Below are 19,528 nucleotides of genomic sequence, written 5' to 3' on the forward strand. Positions count from 1 at the left end.
ATCGTTGCTGGCCCGAATTTTCCCGGGTTACCACTATTCGGTCACCAGGCCCGCACAAAGACGGGCCGCTCTCCTGGAGCCTGACAATGATCGAGTTAACGGTAAACGGCGAACGACACGAGCTGGCAGGGACGTCCTCGTCCATGCCGCTGTTGTGGGTGTTGCGAGACCACCTGAAACTGACCGGCACCAAGTTCGGATGCGGCATGGGCCTGTGCGGCGCCTGCACTGTGCACCTGGATGGTGTCGCGGTGCGTTCCTGCCAGCTGCCGGTCGCCGCCGTCGCGGGGCACCGCATCACCACCATCGAAGGCTTGTCGCCTTCGGGTGAGCATCCGCTGCAGCTGGCCTGGGTTGCCGAAGATGTTCCGCAATGCGGTTACTGTCAATCCGGCCAGATCATGTCCGCCGCGGCGCTGCTCAATACCGGAGCAGCGGTGACCGATGACTCGATCCGCAACGCCATGTCCGGCAACCTGTGCCGCTGCGGCACCTACGGACGGATCAACAAGGCCATCAAGCGTGCGGCGTCCGCGCCGAAGGAGGCGTGATGCGATTCGTCGATGACATGCCTGTCGAACCCTCGCGCCGGCGTTTCCTCAAGCAGGCGGCCACCGTCGCTTCCGGTCTGGCGATTGCGCTCTACCTGCCCACCGACGCGGCGGCGACGGAGGCCAAGGCCAGGGCACCCAGCAGTGAATTCGAGCCCAATGCCTGGGTCCGGGTGCTGCCCGACGGCACGGTGAAACTGGTGGTGCACAAGCACGACTCCGGCACGGGCACCCAGACCGCGCTGGCTGCGTGCGTAGCGGAGGAACTGGACGTCAACCCGATGACCGTGCAGGTGATCACGCCGGAAGACCCCTTCTTCGAGGCCTACATCCACCCGATCTGGAAGGTCTACTCCACGGGCGGCAGCACCAGCGTTTCGCTGGAGTACGAGCGCTTGCGTACCGCTGGCGCGACCGCCCGCGCGCTGTTGATCTCCGCGGCGGCCGGACAGTGGGGCGTCAGTCCGGACAGCTGCTCGACCGAGGACGGACGGGTACTGCATGCCGCCAGTCAGCGCAGCTGCGGTTATGGTGAGGTGGCCGGGCTCGCCGCGCAGTTGCCGGCGCCGGCCAAGGTCACGCTGAAGGATCCGAGCCAGTTCAGGTACATCGGCAAGCTGCGGCATAAGCGGGATGCGGCTTCCAAGGTCTGCGGGCGCTTCACCTACAGCATCGATGTGACGTTGCCGCAGATGCTGGTGGCGGTGGTTCAGCGCGCGCCGGTGATAGGCGCGAAAGTGCTGACGCTGGATTCCAGCGTGGCGCTGCAGGTGCCGGGGGTGCGCAAGGTGATCGCGATTCCGGGCAGGCCTGATGTGTTGGGCGGAAACCAGGAAGGTGTCGCTGTCCTTGCGGACAATTACTGGGCTGCCCGTCAGGGGCGCGAGTTGTTGCAGGTGCAATGGAGCGATTCGCCCCTGGGCGGGTTCGACAGCGATCAGCTGGCGGCCGCGCAGGCAGCGGCCATTGACGACAAGGCCGCACAACGGGTTACCGCGCTGGCGACGGGGGATGTCACGGCGCAGTGGCCGAAAGCCGCGAAGCTGCTTGAGGCCGACTATCGCATGCCCTACAAGGTGCAGAACCCACTGGAGCCGGTGTGCATCACCGCGCAGATAGCGGACAACGCCATCACTTACTGGGGCGGGGTACAGGTGCCGTCGTCGGCGCTGGAAGCCGCGGAAAAAGTGTGCGGGATCGCCAAGGGCAAGGTCACTATCAATGAGCTGGTCTCCGGCGGCAGTTTCGGTGCGCGTGAGTCCAAGTACTGGCTGTTCGAGGTGGCGTATCTCGCACAGCAAGCCGGAGTGCCGGTCAAGCTGATGAACAGCCGCGAAGACGAAATGCGCGCGCTGTTCATGCATCCGGCCACCTTGCACCGCGCCAAGGGCTCTCTGGACGCCAAGGGGCGCCTGACCGCCTTGCAGCTCGATGCGGTATCGCCGGCCTCGCCGGAGCAATGGGAACCGGGCTATTTCGAGCGGCCGGACCACATGGACTACAGCACCACCGAAGCCATTACCGCGTGGGATTTCGCCTATCGCCCGGCGAATCTGGACCTGGCCTGGGTCCGGCATGAAAGCGGAGTGCCCAGCGGCTGGTATCGCTCGGTGAGCTTCATCCCCAACGTGTTTGCCGTGGAAAGCTTCATGGACGAACTGGCCCACGGCGCGGGGCAGGACCCCCTGGCGTTCCGTCTGGCCAACATGCACGAGCGGCCCCGCCACGTTGCGGTGCTCAAGCAAGCGGCCGAGCGTGCTGGCTGGGGCCAGCCATTGCCGGAGGGAACGGCATTGGGCATTGCCACCAACCAGGGGTACACCAGCTTCATTGCGGTGATCGCCCGGCTTTCCAGAAAGGACGGTGCCATCAGCGTCGACAAGCTCACCTGCGTGGTCGATTGCGGTCTGGCGGTGTCGCCAGGGGGCGTCGAGGAGCAGATCTACGGCGGCCTGATGTGGGGCCTCGGCCACGCGTTGTTCGACCGCATGGACATCAAGCAGGGGCGGGTGGTGCAGAGCAACTTCCACGACTACCGGGTGACCCGCATGTCGGACATGCCGGCCGTGGACATCCTGGTGCTGGACGGCGAGCCGGGCAAACCCGGCGGCGTTGGTGAACTGGGCAGTCCTTCGGTGGCACCGGCCATCGCCAATGCCCTGTTCAGCCTGACCGGCGTACGCCAGCGCTCGACACCACTGACCCTGGGGTAGCCCTCATGGACCTGCGCTTGCTGCGGTACTTCATGGCCCTGGCCGACGAGTTGCACTTCGGCCGGGCCGCCGAGCGACTGCACATTTGCCAGCCGCCGCTGAGCCAGCAGATCCGGCTGCTGGAAGAGGAACTGGGGACGCCGCTGTTCGAGCGCAGCCACCATCGTGTCGAGTTGACGGCGGCCGGACAGATGCTCAAGGAGCAGGTGCCACTGGTGTTCGAACAACTGGAGCGCGCATTGGCCCTGACCCGCCAGACCGGTCGGGGCCAGGTGGGCGAACTGGAAATCGGCATGATCAGCTCGGTGATGATCGGCGTGCTGCCACGGGCCCTGCACCTGTTCCGCGAGCGCTACCCGCAGGTATCCTGGCGCCTGCATGAAATGACCCCCGCGGCCCAGGTCAAGGCGCTGAAGGAAAAGCGCATCGATGCCTGTGTGTTCCGGGTCGGTTACGACGATCCGCAGTTGCGTAATGAACTGCTGCTCTACGAGCCTATCCGCGTGGTCATGCCGGCCGATCATCCTTTGGCTCGGCGCGACACCCTGGCGCCGGCGGATCTGGCGCAGGAGCCTTTCGTGGCGCTGGAGCTCAAGCAGTCGCGTTTTGCCGACTTCCTCTATCAGTGCTGCATCAAGGCTGGGTTCACTCCGCAAATCCGCCAGCAGGTCATCGAGGTGCAAACCCTGCTCAGCCTGGTACGGGCCGGATTCGGGGTGGCGCTACTACCCGCGTCCATCGAACCGATGGCGCCCGCCGGACTGGTCTTCCGACGTCTCATGCCCGCACTGCCCGAAGTGCCCCTGTACGCCACCTATCGCGCGGATGATGACTCGCCGGTAATCAAGCTGTTTCTCGATACGTTGCGGGAGTTGGTCAGCAAGGATGAAAGCGATCTCGAAGGGTCGTGCCCGTAGCAGTTTGCCGTATGGTGCGTCGTGCCGAACCTGCCCGCGAGCTTGGCTAGCCGTTACTGGCTCGTTGCTACTCTGTTCACCGCCTTGCTCATCGGGCGGTCGGGCAGGGAGTCCAGCAGTGGGAAGGGAGCTTCAAGGCATACTTTGTCCAGGGCTCGCCGGCGAAAAATGGGTTCACATTGGCCAGCAACGTTTACGCAGGATGGCATCCAGCGTGCGGCTGATGGCCGTGCAGTTGCGGACCATCTCCATGCGCTCCCAGGTGGCTTGTTCGCCTTCTCGCACCAGCTTGCGCAACTCGGCCAGGGGCAGCGGCGCGAGGAGTTTGAGCGGGTTGTGCCAGCGCTTGCCGAGGAACAGATTGATGTCGGCGGTGTAATCCTGCGCCAGGATGCTGTAGCCCAGGTGTTGCCAGCGAGCGAGGGTGGGGTTGCGCAGGCGCAGGTGGTCGCGTCCCAGGCGCAGCAGCTGGGTCGCCACACCTTTGCCGAGACGGATCTGCCGGTTCACCGCGCTCTGCAGCAGGTTCGGCCGGGCGTCGGGGTTAGGTGTGAAGAGCAGCGCCGCCGGGTTGGCCATGCTGGAGATGAAGTGGTTGACTCCGTACAGGCGGCCGAGGCGCTTGGCCGGCAGGTCGTCGAGGAAGGAGCCGTCAATCCACTGCTGTTCCGGCAGGTAGGGAACCTGCAGGCCAGCGGCATTCTTCGCCTGCAGGGTGACCGGTGAGTAGATACCGGAGATCGCGCAGGACGCCATGATCGCAGAGCGCACCAGCACCGTCGGAGCCGTGATGGCGTTGAGCAAGCGCGGTGCCTGTCTGGGCTGCAGACCGGTGACGGTGATGTTCAGGTGGCGGCCACTGACCTTGTACGCTTCGGCGAAGGTCAGGTCCGGAATCAGTCGCTGCAGGTAGCTCGCCAGGTCATTTGATTCAAGCGTCGCGCGTGCCAGCGGACGACGCAGGTGCCGTCCCTGCATCAGCAGGTGCTCAGCCTGCAGGTGGTCCGGCAGTTCAGCATCGCTGTGAGTGCAGGCAATGGCAGCGAGAATCGAGCCGGCGCTGGAGCCGGAGATGATCCGGGGCAGCAGCCCCTGTTCGCCCAGTGCCGTGAGCACACCGGCGTGGAAGTAGCCCAGCACCGCGCCGCCACTGAGCATCAGCGCCGAGCGGCCGAAGCAGTGGCTGGCGCGCAGGAAGAAGTCCTTGCGTTCGGCCAGCGGTATGACGCTGTCGTCGACCGCATCGATGGCCTCCAGCGCAAGGCAGACCTCCTCGATGTACTGGTGGATCAGGTGCTTGGTGCCCAGGTGCGAATGGCCGTACAGCGAAGCCCGGCCCATGCCGGCAAGGTTTCCATGAATGCCCTCGTTGAGAGTGAACATCAGGCTGCCGTGGTCTCCGGCGTTGCGCAGGTCGCGCAGTCTCTCGAATCGCTGGCGTACGGTACGGTAGTCGTAGTCTGCACAGACTTCGTTGCGTCGCCAGTCATCCATGCCGGTGGCCTGGTCGTGGGCGGTCGCGTGCTGTGCCCACTCCTGGTAGCTACGCGCATGGTCCATCCTGTCCTGCCATTGGCGGGCTGCCGACTTCTGCCTGAACATCGTTTCCTTCCTGTGCTGTGCGCGCTGACCTTCGGATTGGGCCGCTCGGTGGGCGGCCCGGATTTCAAGATTTTCCGGGCTCTGCCTGGTCCCGGGTGGCAGAGCGCCTGCGTGGCGCGGCGGGCCTGTCCTCGGCTGGGCCGGGAGGGGTGTCGCGGGCGAGCGCCAGGTACTCGTCGGTGGACTCCTGCAGGCAGGCCATGTACACGTCCATGTCCGGCAGCATCTGCCGGTCGGCGAGCACGCCGAGGATGATCTGCCCGTAAAGGCTGGTGATGCCGTGGCTCAGGCCCATGCCGTCGAGCACCGGCACGATGGGATAGGTGGCGAGGATCTCGGCGCCGGCAAAGTACTTCTTCTCGGCGCCATTGGTCGGCCCTGGCACATTGGTGATCAGGGTGTTCTGCAGGTGCAGAAGGCCGACGTAGCGCACCTGATTCTGCAGCCAGCCACCGAGCATGCGCACCGGCGCCGGCAGCATGTCGCCCAGGGAGGTGATCAGCTCGTGCATCACTTCCCTGGCCAGCGGGCCGCCGCGTCGGGTCCGTTCGGTGATGGCCTGCAGGCGCCGCTGTGGGTCCGACAGGTCGGTGCCCATGCCGATGAGCATCATCGAGATCAGGTTGCCCATGTCCCTGCGTGCGCCTTCCGGGCGCATGGCCACCGGGCACAGCGCGACCAGCGACTGGTCCACCGGCAGGGCTTCGCGACGCAGCAGGTAGCGTCGCAGCCCGCCGGCGATAATCGCGATGATCACGTCGTTCAGCGTGGCGCCCGGGGCGCAGCGGCGAATCTGCTTGAGCTCGGCGATCGGCCAGCAGGTGGCGCCGTAGGTGCGGTGTGGCGAAACCGGGGCATTGAACAGGGTGGTCGGCACGCGGTGCTGGTCCGGGCTGGCCTCACCGCGCAACTGCGCGACCAGTTGCACACTCTTGCGTGCGGCGCAGTAGCCGGCGCGGGCGCTGCGCAGCGATTGCCCGAGCAGGCGTGGCAGGGTCTTGGCCCACATCTGCGCACGGGTCGGCATCCGTTCGTTGAGCGGCTGGCGATACGGGTTCTCGTCGAATTCGACCTGGTCATCCATCAGCAGGGTGGTGATCTCCACCCCGGACTTGCCGTCGACGTAGGCATGGTGGAAGCGCAGCAGCAGGGCGAAGCTGCCCGGCGGGACGCCTTCGACATTGTTCAGCCCCTCGATGATGGTGATGTCCCAGGGCGCACGCTCCATGTCCAGGCTGCGTGACATCACCCGCGCGGTGAAGATGCACAGCTGGCGCCAGTCGCCGGGCTGCGGCAGGCCGACATGGCGGATGTGGTACTCCAGGTCGAAGTGCTTGTCCTCCAGCCAGTACGGGTCGTCCAGGCGGAACGGCGCGTGCTGCAGGCGCCGGCGGAACAGCGAGGTGCCGCTCAGGCGGCTGTCGATGAAGCGGATGATGTCCTTGTGCCGGACCAGGCCGTTGGGCGCCGAGCGCTGGTCACAGATCCACAGGCCACCGATGACCATCGGCTGGTGCGGGGCGTCGGAATAGAAGAACTGCGCGTCCATGGGGGTGAGTTGCTTCATGCTGACTGTTCCGGAGCGGGCCGGCCTCGAGGGGTAGGGATGTCCCGCACCGGGAAGGACCGGTGCGGGAGGGCGTCAGGGCGTGACGATGTTGAACTGCGGGGCGGGGCTGTCGATCATGCTGAGGAAGGCACCCAGCGCTTTGCCGTCGCCGCCGAGCTTGATGGCTCCCTGCTTGATGGCGGTGGGGAAGTCCAGCTTGCGCAGGCTGATCTGGTCCAGCGTGCTCTTGGCCAGGGTGACGGTAACGGTCGGGTTGGCGCTCTTCTCGTCGTTGCGGTGGGTCAGCACGCCGTTGCGCAGCGTCACCCTGTAGTCCTTGCCCAGGTCGCTGAACACCCAGTTCATGACCATGTCGTGCCCCTGGGCCTTGTCCGAATCCAGGCGGATCGCCAGGAAGTCGAAGAACTGGCCGGGCTCCATGCTCTTTACCACATCGGCCTTGGTCGCCCCGGCGTCATACACCGGCACGCCGCCGCGCAGCTCCATGGCGCCGGTCAGGTAGATGTTGCGCCAGAGCGCGTTCTCCGCCTGGTAGCCGAGTTGTTCCAGGGCATCGGCCTGCAGTGCCTTGGCCTGCTGGTTGTCCGGCTGGGCGAAGATCAGGTGGTTGCCCAGGGTCGCCGCCCAGCGGTAATCGCCCTTGTCGATGGCCGCGCGGACCAGCTTGAGCACCACATCGGCGCCACCCAGCGCCTCGACATAGTGGTTGCCGGCGTCCGCCGGGGTAAGCGGGTTGAGGTTCGCTGGGTTGCCGTCGTAGAAGCCCAGGTAACGCTGGTACACCGCGCGCGAGTTGTGGCTGAGCGAGCCGTAGTAGCCGCGGGTGTACCACTTCTTCTCCAGCTCGCCGGGCAGCTTGTCCATCTTCTCGGCGATTTCGGTGGAGGTCAGGCCCTGGTTCATCAGGTGCAGGGTGCGGTCGTTGAGGAAGGCGTACATGTCGCGCTGGTCGGCCAGCAGCGTGCGGATGCGCTCGCCGCCCCAGGTCGGCCAGTTGTGCGAGACGAACATCACGTCGGTCTTGTCGCCGTAGCGCTCCAGGCTGGCGTCTAGGTACTGCGACCAGGCCTTGGCGTCACGCACCAGCGCGCCGCGCGGGGTGAGGATGTTGTGCATCATCTGCGTGCTGTTCTCGGACATGCACAGCGCGCGATGCTGCGGGAAGTAGAAGTTCATTTCCGCCGGTGCTTCGGTGCCGGGGGTGAGCTGGAACTCGATCGGGATGCCGGCGACGGTGTGGATCTCGTACTCGTTGCGGATCAGGTCGGTCGGCGCGATCAGGGTGAAGGTGCCACCCGAGGGCAGCGCCTTGCCCATGCCGACGTCCAGTTGCCCGCGCTCGCCGCGCGGCAGGAAGGTGCCGAACTGGAACTGCGAGCGACGGCTCATGGCGTTGCCGGCGAAGATGTTCTCGCTGATGGCGTGTTCCATGAAGCCCGCCGGGGCGAAGATCTTCACCTTGCCGCTCTTCACGTCGGCCTCGTCGACGACCCCGCGCACGCCGCCGAAGTGGTCGCCGTGGCTGTGGCTGTAGCCCACGCCGACGATGGGCTTCTTCGGCCGGTGCTGGTAGTACAGCTCCAGCGCCGCGCGGGCAGTTTCGGCATAGGTCAGCGGATCGATGACGAACAGACCGTCCTTGCCTTCGATGATGGTCATGTTCGACACGTCCATCCCGCGCAGCTGGTAGATGCCGTCCGCGACCTGGAACAGGCCCGCATGGTTGTTCAGCTGGGCAGCGCGCCAGAGGCTCGGGTTGACCGTGTCGGGGGCCTTGTCCGCGTCGAGGAAATCATGCGCCTGGCTGTCCCACACGACCCTTCCGGCGGCGTTGCGAATCTGCCCCTTGAAGGGTGCGACCAGCCCGCGGGTGACCGACTCGTAGTCGCTGCGGTCGCTGAAGGGCAGCACCTTGAGCACCTCGGCATTCTTCGCTGCGGTCAGGCTGCTCGCAGGCTGGCTGGCGTCAGGTTCGGCGGCCAGCAGCGGCAGGTGGAGGCTGGCGGCGATGGCGCCGGCCAGCAGGCTGTGAGGCAGGTAACGACTGATCCGGGACTTCATGCGTGACTCCATGTTCTTGTTCTGGATGCCAAGGCGGGCTATTGGAGGTTGCCGGCCACGGCGATGGTCTGCGCGGTGATGTAGTTGGATTCGGGTGAGCAGAACAGGTACACCGCGTCGGCCGCTTCCTGCACGCTGCCGGGGCGACCCAGCGGATTGCGCTGGGCGAAGGATCTGGCCGCTTCCGGGCTGATGCCGACGCGGATGTCGCGGCCCTCGATGTTCACCGTTGCGCCGGCATGGGCGTCGGCACGGGTCATGCGGGTTTCGATGAAGCCGAAGGCCACCGCGTTGACGTTGACCTTGAAGCGGCCCCACTCGCGGGCCAGGGCGCGGGTCATGCCGGCGACACCGGCCTTGGCGCCGCTGTAGTTGATCTGCCCGGCGTTGCCGTTGAGCGCGGACACCGAGGAGATATTCACTACCTTGCGGAACACCTCGCGCCCGGCTTCGGCGTCGGCCTGGGCCTGCGCCTTGATGACCGGGTAGGCGGCACGGAAGATGCGGAAGGGCGCGGTCATGTGGCAGTCGAGGATGGCGTACCACTGCTCGTCGCTCATCTTCTGCACCACGTCGTCCCAGGTGTAGCCGGCGTTGTTGACGATGATGTCGATGCCCTGGAAGTGCTCCATTGCGGTGCGGATGTAGCGCTCGGCGAAGTCCGGCGCGCTGACGTTGCCGTGGCAGACCGCCGCCGTACCGCCCAGGTCGCGGATCATTGCCGCGGTTTCCTGCGCCGGTGCCAGGTCCAGGTCGTTGAGCACGATGCGTGCGCCTTCGCTGGCCAGCTTGAGTGCGATGGCCTGGCCGATGCCACGGCCGGAACCGGTGACCAGCGCCACCTTGCCGTCGAGTTTTGCCATGTTCTTGCTCCTTACTGCAGGGCGACGATGGCGTCGCCGACGATGCGGGTTTCGCCGTACTGGTTGGTGGTCTGGATTTCCAGCTTGACGCGCTGTTCGCCCTCGGCCTCGAACTTCTCCACCACCTTGCCGCTGCAGGTGATCTGGTGGCCGAGGTGGGTGATGCCGGCGAAGCGCACGCCGAAGCCGCGCAGCTGGCGCTGGTCGACCCAGCCGGTCAGCAGGCGGCCGAGGTAGGCCATGGACAGCATGCCGTGGGCGAACACGTCGACCATGCCGGCCTTGCGCGCATAGTCGAGGTCGATGTGGATCGGGTTGTGGTCGCCCGAGGCGCCGGCGAACAGCGCCAGGGTGGTGCGGTTGACTGGCGCCAGGGTCAGCGGCGGCAGGCTGTCGCCGACCTGCACGGAGTCGTATCGAACAGTGTTCATGGTGGGCCTCCGGATCAGCCGTTGCGGTGGACGAGGGTGGTGCGCAGGGTCGCCACGGGCTCACCGCGCTGGTTGCTGACCTTCGACTCGCGCACCACGAAGCTCAGCGCGCCGCCTTTCTTGTCGTAGATGTCGGTGATGCGCACGTCGTAGTGCAGCGTGTCGCCGGCATAGGCCATGCGCTGGTAGGTGAAGGATTCCTCGCCATGGAGGATGCGCGACGGAACGATGCCCAGCTCGTCGCGCCAGGCCTGGTTGGGCATCTGGAACGCCAGCGAGAAGAGGAAGGTCGGTGGCAGTGGCAGGCCGGGGTGGCCGGCATCGCGGGCGGCCTGCTCATCGAGGTAGACCGGGTCGGTCTCGCCGATGGACTTGGCGAAGAAGCGCAACTGGCCCGCTTCGGCGACCACGCTGAAAGACGGCAGCTGCTTGCCGATGTGCTTGGGATCGATCATCTGAATGCTCCCGCTGTCAGTGCTTCTGGTACACGGTGACCACGCCGGCGCCGCCGAGGCCGAGGTTGTGCTGCACGGCGATGCGCGCCGCGTCGACCTGACGATCCCCTGCGGTGCCGCGCAGTTGGTGGGTCAGCTCGTAGCACTGGGCCAGGCCGGTGGCGCCCAGCGGGTGGCCCTTGGAAAGCAGGCCGCCGGACGGGTTGACTACCCAGCGCCCGCCATAGGTGTTGTCGCCGTCGTTCACCAGCTTCTCGCCTTCGCCCTCGGCGCACAGGCCGAGGCCTTCGTAGGTGAGCAGCTCGTTCTGGGCGAAGCAGTCGTGCAGTTCGATCACGTCGATGTCGTTGACGCCGATGCCGGCCTGTTCATAAGCCTGTTGTGCGGCGAGGCGGGTGACCTCGAAGCCGACCACGCGGATCATGTCGCGGGTGTCGAAGGACGCCGGGATATCGGTGGCCATCGACTGGCCGGCGATCAGCACGTCGGTGCGCAGACCGTGCTTCTTCGCGAAGGCTTCGGAAACCACGATGGCCGCCGCCGCGCCGCAGGTGGGCGGGCAGGCCATCAGGCGGGTCAGCACACCGGGCCAGAGCACCACGTCGTTCATCACCTGTTCGGTGGTGACCACGTTGCGGAACACCGCCAGCGGGTTGCGCGCGGCGTGGCGGCTGGCCTTGGCGCGGATGGCGGCGAAGGTTTCCAGCTTGGTGCCGTACTTCTGCATGTGCGCGCGGCCGGCGCCGGCGAACTGGCGGATGGCATTGCTGGGCACGTCGATGCCGGTCACCAGCTCGCTGACCACCGCGTTGGCGCGCTCCAGCGCCGCCGGGCGATCCGGCCAGGCGGACTTCAGCGCGCCCGGGTTCATCTGCTCGAAGCCTACCGCCAGCGCGCAGTCCACCGCGCCGCTGGCCACCGCCTGGCGGGCGAGGAAGAGGGCGGAGGAACCGGTGGCGCAATTGTTGTTGACGTTGAGCACCGGGATACCGGTCATGCCGGCGTGGTACACAGCCTTCTGGCCGCAGCAGGAATCGCCGTAGACGTAGCCGGCGTAGGCCTGCTGCACCAGGCGGTAGTCGATGCCGGCGTCTTCCAGCGCCTGGCGGATCGCCTGGGCCGCCATCACGTCGTAGAAGTCGCTGGTGCCGGGCTTCTTGAACTGGATCATGCCGACGCCGGCGACGAATGCTTTCTGGCTCATGGTTGTTGTCCTTGTGTGATCAGAGCTTGCGCGAGATCAGCTCGCGCATGACTTCGCTGGTGCCGCCGTAGATGCGATTCACCCGCATGTCGACGAAGGCGCGGGCTACCGGGTACTCGAGCATGTAGCCGTAGCCGCCATGCAGCTGGACCATCTCGTCCAGCGCCTTGCCCAGGGTTTCGGTGGCGAACAGCTTGGCAATCGCCGCTTCCTCCAGGGTCAGGCGGCGACGCATGTGCTCGGCCAGGTAGTGATCGATCATCAGGCGCACGGCGGTGGCCTGGGCCTTGATGTCGGCGAGCTTGAAACGGGTGTTCTGGAAGTCCCAGACGGTCTGGCCGAAGGCCTTGCGGCTCTTCACGTAGTCCAGGGTGTGGTCGAGCACCGCCTCCAGTCGCGCGGCGGCAGAGACGGCGATGGAGAAACGCTCCTGCGGCAGTTCGCCCATGAGGTAGGCGAAGCCCTTGCCTTCCTCGCCCAGGCGGTTGGCCACCGGCACACGCACGTTGTCGAAGTACAGTTCGGCGGTGTCCTGGGCATGCTGGCCGACCTTGTCCAGCTTGCGGCCGCGCTGGAAGCCGGCGCGGTCGGTTTCCACGGCGATCAGGCTGATGCCCTTGGCGCCGGCCTCCGGGTCGGTCTTGCAGACGACTATCACCAGGTCGGCGGACAGCCCGTTGCTGATGAAGGTCTTGCTGCCGTTGATCACGTACTCGTTGCCGTCGCGCACGGCGGTGGTGCGCACGGCCTTGAGGTCGCTGCCGGTGCCCGGCTCGGTCATGGCGATGGCGAGGATCAGCTCGCCCGAGCAGGCATCGGGCAGCCAGCGGCGCTTCTGCTCTTCGCTGCCGCAGCGGGCGATGTAGGGGGCGATGATGTCCGAGTGCATGCCCAGCCCGTTGCCGGACAGGCCGGCACGGTTGAACTCCTCGTTGTACACCGCGCTGTGGCCGAAATCGCCGCCACCACCACCGTATTCGGTGGGCAGGGTAATGCCCAGCAGGCCTTCGCGGCCGGCTTTCAGCCAGGTCTCGCGGTCCCACTGTCCGGCCTGGTTCCAGGCTTCCTGGCGCGGCACGCACTCACGTTCGAAGAAGCGCCGCACGGTGGTGCGGAAGATTTCATGGTCGTCGCGAAAGACGCTGCGCTCGATGTGCACGGGTGGCTCCTGTTGCCGACCGGCCGGGCCGGTCGTTGGGTGTTGTCGGGTTGTCGCGGCGAGGCGCGAGGGTCTGTTTGTTACGGTAGGGGCGTGCCGGGCGGCGCTACTCCACCCGGCCCGGGTGGTTCAGTCGCGGTCCCAGTCGTAGCGCGAGGGTTCGCCGCGCAGGAAGGCGGATACCGCTTCATCGTGATAGGGGGTGGTGGAGGCGATGCCCTGGGCGAGGCCCTCCAGTTCGGCCATCGTCGCCCATGGGGTTTCGCTGCTCTGGTTGAGCAGGCGCTTGCTCAGGGCGATGGCGTCGCGCGGTGAAGCGAGGAAGCGCCGGGCCAGCCAGTGCGCGGCCGTGGCCAGCTCTTCGGGGCTGTGTATCGAATGCACGATGCCCAGCTCCCGGGCTTCTTCCGCGGCCACTCGGCGGGCACTGAACAGCAGTTCCTTGGCCTTCTGCAGGCCGACTGCCCGCGGCAACGTATAGAGCGCCCCGGAGTCGGGCACCAGGCCGAGCTTGGCGAACGGCAGGCAGAAAGAGGCGCGCTCGGAGGCGAGGATGAAATCCGCCAGCAGGGCGATGGCGAACCCGGCGCCATAGGCCGGGCCATCGACGGCGGCGATCACCGGGATCTCCAGCCCCCGCAGGCGCTCCAGCCAGCCGTGCAGGCGGCGGATGCGCAGGCGCATGGCGTTGGCCGAATTGATTTCAGGGTCGCTGCTGAGCTGGCGCTCCTTGAGCGACCGGATGTCGCCGCCCGCGCAGAAGCTGCCGCCGGATCCGGTGATGATCAGCGCGCGGATGCTGCGATCGGTCTCCAGGCGGTCGAGCATGTCCACGTAGTCCTCACGCAGCTCCAGCGACAACGCATTGCGTGCCGCTGGCTTCAGGTGGGTGAGGGTGGCGATGCCATCGGCGATGGCCAGCTGCGATTCGCGCAGCTCGATCAGTTCGGTGCTCATGGTGGACTCCGCAGGAAGAGTCCATCCATGCTCGGCCGCGCGCGGCCCGTCGCCGCCACCCGGAGTGGGTGGCGGCGTTGCTTCAGCGCGGGGTGCTGTTGGCGGTTTCCGCGTCGCGCAGGCGGGCTACCGCTTCGTCCCGGCTGCCGACGCCGAGCTTGCTGTAGATGTGCCGCAGGTGCCACTTCACGGTTTCGTGGGACAGGCCGAGCGCCCGCGCGATCTTCTTGTTCGGCAGGGCCTGGGCCAGCAGGCGCAGCACTTCCAGTTCGCGCTCGCTCAGCGGCTCCATGCCAGCTCCCAGTTGCAGGCCAGTGGCGCGGGGAGCCGCTTCAGCCGTTGCCGGTTGCGCTGCCACACGGCGTGTGCCGCGCAGGCGCTCGACGTAGAAGGCCAACACCGGGTCGAGTTGCTGGTCGCGGGTGAGCGTCTCGATCAGTTGCAGCGCGTCCGGGTGCGCATCGACCACGCTACGCAGCTGGCCAAATCGCTGGGCCGTGCGCAGCAGCGCCATGACTTTTTCACGGGCCTGGTCGATCTGTCCGCGCTGGGCGTCGAACACCGCGCAGAGCATCTTCAGGCGCGTCACGGCGAGCTGCCGGCCATCCTGCTCGCCGGCTTCGATCATGCGGTTCAGGCGCAGCGTGGCGCTGTGCAGGTCACCATGGGCGGCGTCCCAGCGCACGTGGGCGTTCTCGACGATGATGAAGATGTCCTTGCGATGGCTGGTGGCGGCGTCGGGGTGGCGTGCGGCGATGGCGTCCAGGCGGGCGAGCTTGGTCTCCGCAGCCACCACTTCGCCCAGTTGCAGGTGCCAGTGCACCTGCCAGACCAGCGCATGGGCCATCAACCGGTCGAGCTGGTGCCGCCGAGCGTACTCGTCCAGGTGTTCGAGGTAGGCGAACGCCTCGCGACGGTTGCCGGCCACCCAGTGCGCCTTGCCCAGCACCTCCAGGGCACGCAGCACCGAGTCGGGAATCGAGATGCGCTCAAGCAGGTCGATCTGCGGCTCCAGCAGCTGCAGGGCGTCATCGATCTCGTTGCTCTCATACAGCGTATCGCCGAGCAGCGCCGTCGCCAGGTGCCTGGCGTCGGCGCAGGAGCGGCCGTGGCGCTGGGCTTCGTAGATGACCTCGCGGTAGATGCGCTCGGCCTGGGCGATCTGCCCCTCCATGGCCAGGCTCAGGCCGATCAGGCAGCGCCCCTGCAGGGTGCCGCCGGCGGTGCCCAGCAGCGGCGCGCCATCCACCAGCAGGGGCGGGCGCTCTAGTTGCACCTGGCGTGCGCGTTCGTACTCGCCGCGGTTCATGTACAGCCAGGAGAGGATGTTCAGGCTGCCGCCGATCATCACCGAGTTGACCCCGGGCGGCGGATTCAGCAATTGCGGGAGGATACCCAGGGCCTCGTCGGTGTTGTCCCGCTGCACCGCCAGTACCGCGCGCAGCATGGCGACACGGAAGCGCGAGTCGTTGTCATCCACCGGAACGTCTTGATCGAGTTCGGCAATGCTCTGTTCGCAGGCAGCGAAGTCGCGGGCGAACACCTGCATGCGGGCCAGCAGCAGGCGCAGGCGGATGCTGGTCTGCACCTGCTCCCTGGGTAGCAGACGGGCCAGCTCCACCAGGATGCGCAGGTCGCCCTGGGCATACAGCGCTTCCAGGCGCTCCTCGACGAGCTGCGCGGCGGCGGCGGCCTCGCCACCGGCGACGGCATGGCGCACCGCATCGATCAGCTGATCGCGCTCGCGCAGCCAGCTCCAGGCGCGGCTGTGCACGGCGCGCTGGTGTTCGGAGTCGCGGCGGGCGAACAGGCCGAGCAGGGTTTCGCGCAGCAGCGGATGCAGTCGGTACCAGCTTTCCGGGTCGCTGCTGTCCAGGGCAATGAGGAACAGGTTGTCCTGTTCCAGACGAGCCAGCAGCGCCAGGGCCTCGGCCACCGCATCGGGGCGGTTCACCAGCGCGGCGCAGAGCGCCGGACAGAAGCGATTGCAAACGGCGGTGTGCACCAGCAGTTCGACTTCGTCGGGCTCCAGGCGGGCCAGTACGGTGGACTCGAAGTAGCGGGCAAAGGCCTCGTGGTCGCGCAAAGGCGAAGGTGTTTCACCGAGCGCCGTGCCGGTGTCGGCCGGTTTACGCCGGCTGGCGGCGAGCAGTTGCAGGCCGGCGATCCAGCCGTCAGTCAGTTCATGGATCTGCTGCACTTCCGCGGCCGGCAACTCGCCCAGCTGCTGCCGGAGAAACTGCCGGGTTTCGTCGTGGGTGAAGCCGAGATCTCGCAGGTCCAGTTCGAGGATCTGCTCCTGGCTGCGCAGGCGGGCGAGGGACAGCGGCACGGCGCTGCGGGTGCCGAGCACCAGGTGCAGATTGGCCGGGGCATAGTCCAGCAACCACTGCAGGGCCTGGTGGATACCAACATCGGTAAGGCTGTGCAGGTCGTCGAGCACCAGCACCACTTCCTGGCGGCTGCTGGCGATGCCCTGAACCAGTGTGATGATCGTGCGCTCCACCGATTCGCTGTCGAAGCCGTGCGCCTCCATCAGGGAGGCTTCCTGGACCATCTGCAGGTCGATCTGCGCCAGGCTGCCAAGCAGGTAGTCGATGAAGCGGCCCAGTTCGTTGTCGTCATCGCACAGGCTCAGCCAGGCGACCTCGAAGCCCAGCGACAGCAGTTGCTGGCGACAGGCGAGCAGGACGGTGGTCTTGCCCCAGCCGGCGGGACCCTTGACCACGGTGCAGCGCCGCCGGCGGCTTTCCACCAGGCGCTGGACCAGGCGTTCACGCGGGATGACCCGGCCGCCGCTGCGCGGGGGGGCCAGCCGCGAGCGGTCCAGCGTGGTGGTCAGGGCGGGTTCGGCCCGCTCGTCGAGTGGGGCAGGGGCAGTTCTTCTTGTCGTGGTGCTGGGCTTTTCCATGGCATTTCCAGGCAGTCTCGAGCGCCCGCGATTGTTGTCGGTTTGTACGGGCGTCCTTCAGAGAATGCCTACAAGCGCTCGCGTTCACCAGTGCCTTTCGCTATCCGGTCCCGGCCCCTGCCGTGTGCCACCCGACGCGGGTGGCGGCCATGCCCGGCGGGCGTTGTTCCAATGCGGAAAAGCCGCCAATGGGCGGTATCGCTGCGGCAACAGCCGCGCCAGAAAGGCAGGGAACGACGTCAATGGGTGTGTTGAGCGGTATTCGGGTTCTGGAGTTCGAGGCCATCGGTCCGGCGCCTTTCGCCACCATGATGCTGGCGGACATGGGGGCGGACGTGATTCGCATCGACCGGCCCGTGGCCCACGGCGACCTGGGGCCGAAGATGGACGGGCCGAAGGTGGAAATCACCGGCCGCGGCCGGCGCTCGGTCACCCTTGATCTGAAGCGCCCGGAGTCCGCCGGGGTGGTCCTGGAGCTGATCGAGCGTGCCGATGTGCTGATCGAAGGCTTCCGCCCCGGCACGCTCGAGCGCCTCGGGCTTGGGCCGGAGCAGGCGCTCGCACGCAATCCCGGTCTGGTCTACGGCCGCATGACCGGCTGGGGCCAGCACGGCCCGCTGGCCCAGCGCGCCGGTCACGACATCAACTACATCGCGCTGTCGGGTGTGCTCTCAGGCATCGGTCCGGTGGCCGGGCGCCCGCTGCCGCCGCTGAACTTGGTCGGCGACTACGGTGGCGGCGGCATGTTGCTCGCCATGGGTGTGCTGGCGGCGCTGGTCAACGTCCAGCGCGGCGGCGCCGGGCAGGTGGTGGACGCCGCCATGGCAGAAGGCGCGGCCCAGCTCGGCTCGGTGTTCTGGGGGCTGCTGGCCTCGGGCAACTGGCGCGAGGAGCGCGGCAGCAACCTGCTCGATGGCGGTGCGCCCTGGTACGACACCTACCGCACCCTGGACGGCAGCTACATGGCCATCGGCCCGGTGGAGTCGCGCTTCTATGCCGAACTGCTGGACAAGCTCGGCCTCGCCGGCGAGGCCCTGCCGGCCCAGCACGACCGGCAGGGATGGCCGCGCCTGCGCGAGGCGTTCATTCGCGCCTTCCTGCAGAGAACCCGCAATGAGTGGTGCGAAATCTTCGCCGACAGCGATGCCTGCGTGGCGCCGGTGCTCGGTTTCGCCGAAGCGGCCCGGCACCCCCATGCCCAGGCGCGCGGCAGCTTCATGGAAATCGGCGGGGTGGTGCAGCCGACACCGGCGCCACGCTTCCTCGGCACCCCCGGCGCCATTCCGCAACCGGCCCCCGCGCGCGGGCAGGGCGGGCAAGCAGCGCTGCGCGACTGGGGGCTGGATGCCGCACTGATCGAGCGCCTGCGTGCCATCGGCCTGGGCGCCGATGCCTGATTGAACCCCGACAACAGCAGAAGAAGAGACCGCCATGTCCAACGCCTACATCCTTTCCCCCGTGCGCACGCCGATCGGCAAGTTCGGCGGCGCGCTCGCCAGCGTGTCGGCGGCGGAGCTGGCCGCGCGCATCCTGCGGGAAGTCCTGCGGCGCAGCGGTGTGCCCGCCGGGCAAGTCGACGAAGTGATAGTCGCGCAGTCCTACCAGTCCAGCGAGGCGCCCTGCATGGGGCGCTACGCCGCGTCCCTGGCCGGCCTGCCTGACGAGGTGGCCGGCTACTCGGTGGACCGGCGCTGCGGGTCCGGCCTGCAGGCGGTGATCGATGCGGCGATGCAGGTCCAGACCGGCGCTGCCGACTGCCTGATGGTGGCCGGCGTCGAAAGCATGAGCAACATCGAGTACTACAGCACCAGCATGCGCTGGGGCGCACGGCTGGGCGACGTGAAGCTTCATGACCGCCTCGACCGTGGCCGGGTCAACTCGCAGCCGGCGAGCCGCTACGGCGACTGCCCCGGCGGCGCAGTGGAGACCGCCGAGAACCTGGTGCGCGACTACGGCATCAGCCGCGAGGCTTGCGACCGCTGGGCGGTGGGCAGCCACCTGAAGGCCGCGGCTGCCTGGAGCCAGGGGCGTTTCGATGCCGAGGTCATGCCGGTCGAGGTAGCGCAGCGCAAGGGTGAGCCGTTGATCGTCGGCCGCGATGAAGGCATCCGTGAAGAGGCCAGCTATGAAGCCATGGCCAGGCTGGCGCCGGTCATCAAGGGCGGCACCGTTACGGCAGGCAGCGCCAGCCAGCAGAACGACGCGGCGGCGGGCTGCCTGGTGGTCTCCGAGCGCTTCGTCATCCAGCACGGCCTGCGGCCGATGGCGCGTTTCGCCGGCTGGGCCTCGGCCGGTTGCCATCCGCTGCGCATGGGCCTCGGCCCGGTGCCGGCGGTAGCGAAGCTGTTGCAGCGACTGAAGCTGGAACTGGCCGACATGGACCTGATCGAGGTGAACGAGGCCTTCGCCGGGCAGGTGCTCGCCGTGCTGCGCGAGTGGCAGCTGGAAGACGACCCGCGGGTCAACGTCAACGGCTCGGGCATTTCCCTGGGCCACCCCATCGGTGCCACCGGGCTGCGGATCATGACCTCGCTGCTCCACGAGATGCAGCGCCGCAACGCCCGGTACGGCCTGGAAACCATGTGCATCGGCGGCGGGCAGGGGCTCGCCGCGGTGTTCGAACGCGTCTGAGCC

The 19,528-nt window shown here is 67.2% G+C and carries 15 protein-coding genes; 5 read left to right on the forward strand and 10 right to left on the reverse strand.

Annotation, left to right across the window (positions count from 1 at the left end; genetic code table 11):
- The first annotated feature begins 86 nt into the window (after positions 1-86).
- The 3 genes from IB256_RS07305 to IB256_RS07315 are packed head-to-tail and all read left to right on the forward strand — an operon-like array spanning position 87 to position 3,681.
- Entirely contained in the window at positions 87-551 is a 465-nt protein-coding gene (locus IB256_RS07305) for a (2Fe-2S)-binding protein (RefSeq protein WP_192294809.1), read from the forward strand.
- Positions 551-2,764 carry a xanthine dehydrogenase family protein molybdopterin-binding subunit gene (locus IB256_RS07310; protein WP_192401904.1) on the forward strand — a complete coding sequence of 738 codons (2,214 nt, stop codon included), beginning with the start codon at positions 551-553 and terminating at the stop codon, positions 2,762-2,764. Before IB256_RS07305 ends, IB256_RS07310 begins: the two co-directional genes overlap by 1 nt.
- A 5-nt stretch (positions 2,765-2,769) precedes the next feature.
- A complete protein-coding gene (locus IB256_RS07315) occupies positions 2,770-3,681 on the forward strand; it encodes a LysR substrate-binding domain-containing protein (protein WP_192294807.1) in 912 nt (303 codons plus the stop codon).
- 174 nt (positions 3,682-3,855) lie between these two features.
- Here IB256_RS07315 and IB256_RS07320 read toward each other — a convergent pair whose 3' ends face one another.
- The 10 genes from IB256_RS07320 to IB256_RS07365 form a co-directional block, all read right to left on the reverse strand.
- On the reverse strand, positions 3,856-5,283 hold the full coding sequence (locus IB256_RS07320) for a DUF3336 domain-containing protein (protein ID WP_192401906.1): 1,428 nt from the start codon (positions 5,281-5,283) through the stop codon (positions 3,856-3,858).
- A gap of 64 nt (positions 5,284-5,347) precedes the next feature.
- On the reverse strand, positions 5,348-6,850 hold the full coding sequence (locus IB256_RS07325) for a wax ester/triacylglycerol synthase family O-acyltransferase (RefSeq protein ID WP_192401907.1): 1,503 nt from the start codon (positions 6,848-6,850) through the stop codon (positions 5,348-5,350).
- Between the two features lie 75 nt (positions 6,851-6,925).
- Entirely contained in the window at positions 6,926-8,914 is a 1,989-nt protein-coding gene (locus IB256_RS07330) for an alkyl/aryl-sulfatase (protein ID WP_192401909.1), read from the reverse strand.
- A gap of 38 nt (positions 8,915-8,952) precedes the next feature.
- On the reverse strand, positions 8,953-9,777 hold the full coding sequence (locus IB256_RS07335) for an SDR family NAD(P)-dependent oxidoreductase (protein WP_192401911.1): 825 nt from the start codon (positions 9,775-9,777) through the stop codon (positions 8,953-8,955).
- 11 nt (positions 9,778-9,788) lie between these two features.
- A complete protein-coding gene (locus IB256_RS07340) occupies positions 9,789-10,208 on the reverse strand; it encodes a MaoC family dehydratase (protein WP_192401913.1) in 420 nt (139 codons plus the stop codon).
- A 14-nt stretch (positions 10,209-10,222) separates the two neighbouring features.
- A complete protein-coding gene (locus tag IB256_RS07345; protein WP_192401915.1) occupies positions 10,223-10,663 on the reverse strand; it encodes a MaoC family dehydratase N-terminal domain-containing protein in 441 nt (146 codons plus the stop codon).
- Positions 10,664-10,679: 16 nt separating this feature from the next.
- Positions 10,680-11,867: a lipid-transfer protein gene (locus IB256_RS07350; protein ID WP_192401917.1), complete on the reverse strand. Its 1,188-nt coding sequence runs from the start codon at positions 11,865-11,867 to the stop codon at positions 10,680-10,682.
- Positions 11,868-11,886: 19 nt separating this feature from the next.
- A complete protein-coding gene (locus IB256_RS07355; RefSeq protein ID WP_192294802.1) occupies positions 11,887-13,026 on the reverse strand; it encodes an acyl-CoA dehydrogenase family protein in 1,140 nt (379 codons plus the stop codon).
- A gap of 129 nt (positions 13,027-13,155) precedes the next feature.
- Entirely contained in the window at positions 13,156-13,983 is an 828-nt protein-coding gene (locus tag IB256_RS07360) for an enoyl-CoA hydratase/isomerase family protein (RefSeq protein WP_192294801.1), read from the reverse strand.
- Positions 13,984-14,065: 82 nt separating this feature from the next.
- A complete protein-coding gene (locus IB256_RS07365) occupies positions 14,066-16,894 on the reverse strand; it encodes a LuxR C-terminal-related transcriptional regulator (RefSeq protein ID WP_192294800.1) in 2,829 nt (942 codons plus the stop codon).
- Between the two features lie 242 nt (positions 16,895-17,136).
- Here IB256_RS07365 and IB256_RS07370 point away from each other — a divergent pair, with 242 nt between their 5' ends.
- The gene (locus tag IB256_RS07370; protein ID WP_192294799.1) at positions 17,137-18,291 is read left to right on the forward strand and encodes a CaiB/BaiF CoA transferase family protein; all 1,155 of its coding nucleotides are present in this window, start codon (positions 17,137-17,139) and stop codon (positions 18,289-18,291) included.
- Between the two features lie 34 nt (positions 18,292-18,325).
- Positions 18,326-19,525, forward strand: a complete 1,200-nt coding sequence (locus IB256_RS07375) for an acetyl-CoA C-acetyltransferase (RefSeq protein WP_192401919.1) — start codon at positions 18,326-18,328, stop codon at positions 19,523-19,525.
- Positions 19,526-19,528 lie beyond the last annotated feature (3 nt).

Source organism: Pseudomonas sp. PDM17, assembly GCF_014851985.1.
In the GTDB taxonomy this organism is placed as follows: domain Bacteria; phylum Pseudomonadota; class Gammaproteobacteria; order Pseudomonadales; family Pseudomonadaceae; genus Pseudomonas.

Excerpts from the sequence above, each read along its gene's own strand:
- IB256_RS07305 (WP_192294809.1), top strand. The coding sequence starts at position 87 with ATGATCGAGTTAACGGTAAACGGCGAACGACACGAGCTGGCAGGGACG.
- IB256_RS07310 (WP_192401904.1), top strand. The coding sequence starts at position 551 with ATGCGATTCGTCGATGACATGCCTGTCGAACCCTCGCGCCGGCGTTTC.
- IB256_RS07315 (WP_192294807.1), top strand. The coding sequence starts at position 2,770 with ATGGACCTGCGCTTGCTGCGGTACTTCATGGCCCTGGCCGACGAGTTG.
- IB256_RS07320 (WP_192401906.1), bottom strand. The coding sequence starts at position 5,283 with ATGTTCAGGCAGAAGTCGGCAGCCCGCCAATGGCAGGACAGGATGGAC.
- IB256_RS07325 (WP_192401907.1), bottom strand. The coding sequence starts at position 6,850 with ATGAAGCAACTCACCCCCATGGACGCGCAGTTCTTCTATTCCGACGCC.
- IB256_RS07330 (WP_192401909.1), bottom strand. The coding sequence starts at position 8,914 with ATGAAGTCCCGGATCAGTCGTTACCTGCCTCACAGCCTGCTGGCCGGC.
- IB256_RS07335 (WP_192401911.1), bottom strand. The coding sequence starts at position 9,777 with ATGGCAAAACTCGACGGCAAGGTGGCGCTGGTCACCGGTTCCGGCCGT.
- IB256_RS07340 (WP_192401913.1), bottom strand. The coding sequence starts at position 10,208 with ATGAACACTGTTCGATACGACTCCGTGCAGGTCGGCGACAGCCTGCCG.
- IB256_RS07345 (WP_192401915.1), bottom strand. The coding sequence starts at position 10,663 with ATGATCGATCCCAAGCACATCGGCAAGCAGCTGCCGTCTTTCAGCGTG.
- IB256_RS07350 (WP_192401917.1), bottom strand. The coding sequence starts at position 11,867 with ATGAGCCAGAAAGCATTCGTCGCCGGCGTCGGCATGATCCAGTTCAAG.
- IB256_RS07360 (WP_192294801.1), bottom strand. The coding sequence starts at position 13,983 with ATGAGCACCGAACTGATCGAGCTGCGCGAATCGCAGCTGGCCATCGCC.
- IB256_RS07365 (WP_192294800.1), bottom strand. The coding sequence starts at position 16,894 with ATGGAAAAGCCCAGCACCACGACAAGAAGAACTGCCCCTGCCCCACTC.
- IB256_RS07370 (WP_192294799.1), top strand. The coding sequence starts at position 17,137 with ATGGGTGTGTTGAGCGGTATTCGGGTTCTGGAGTTCGAGGCCATCGGT.
- IB256_RS07375 (WP_192401919.1), top strand. The coding sequence starts at position 18,326 with ATGTCCAACGCCTACATCCTTTCCCCCGTGCGCACGCCGATCGGCAAG.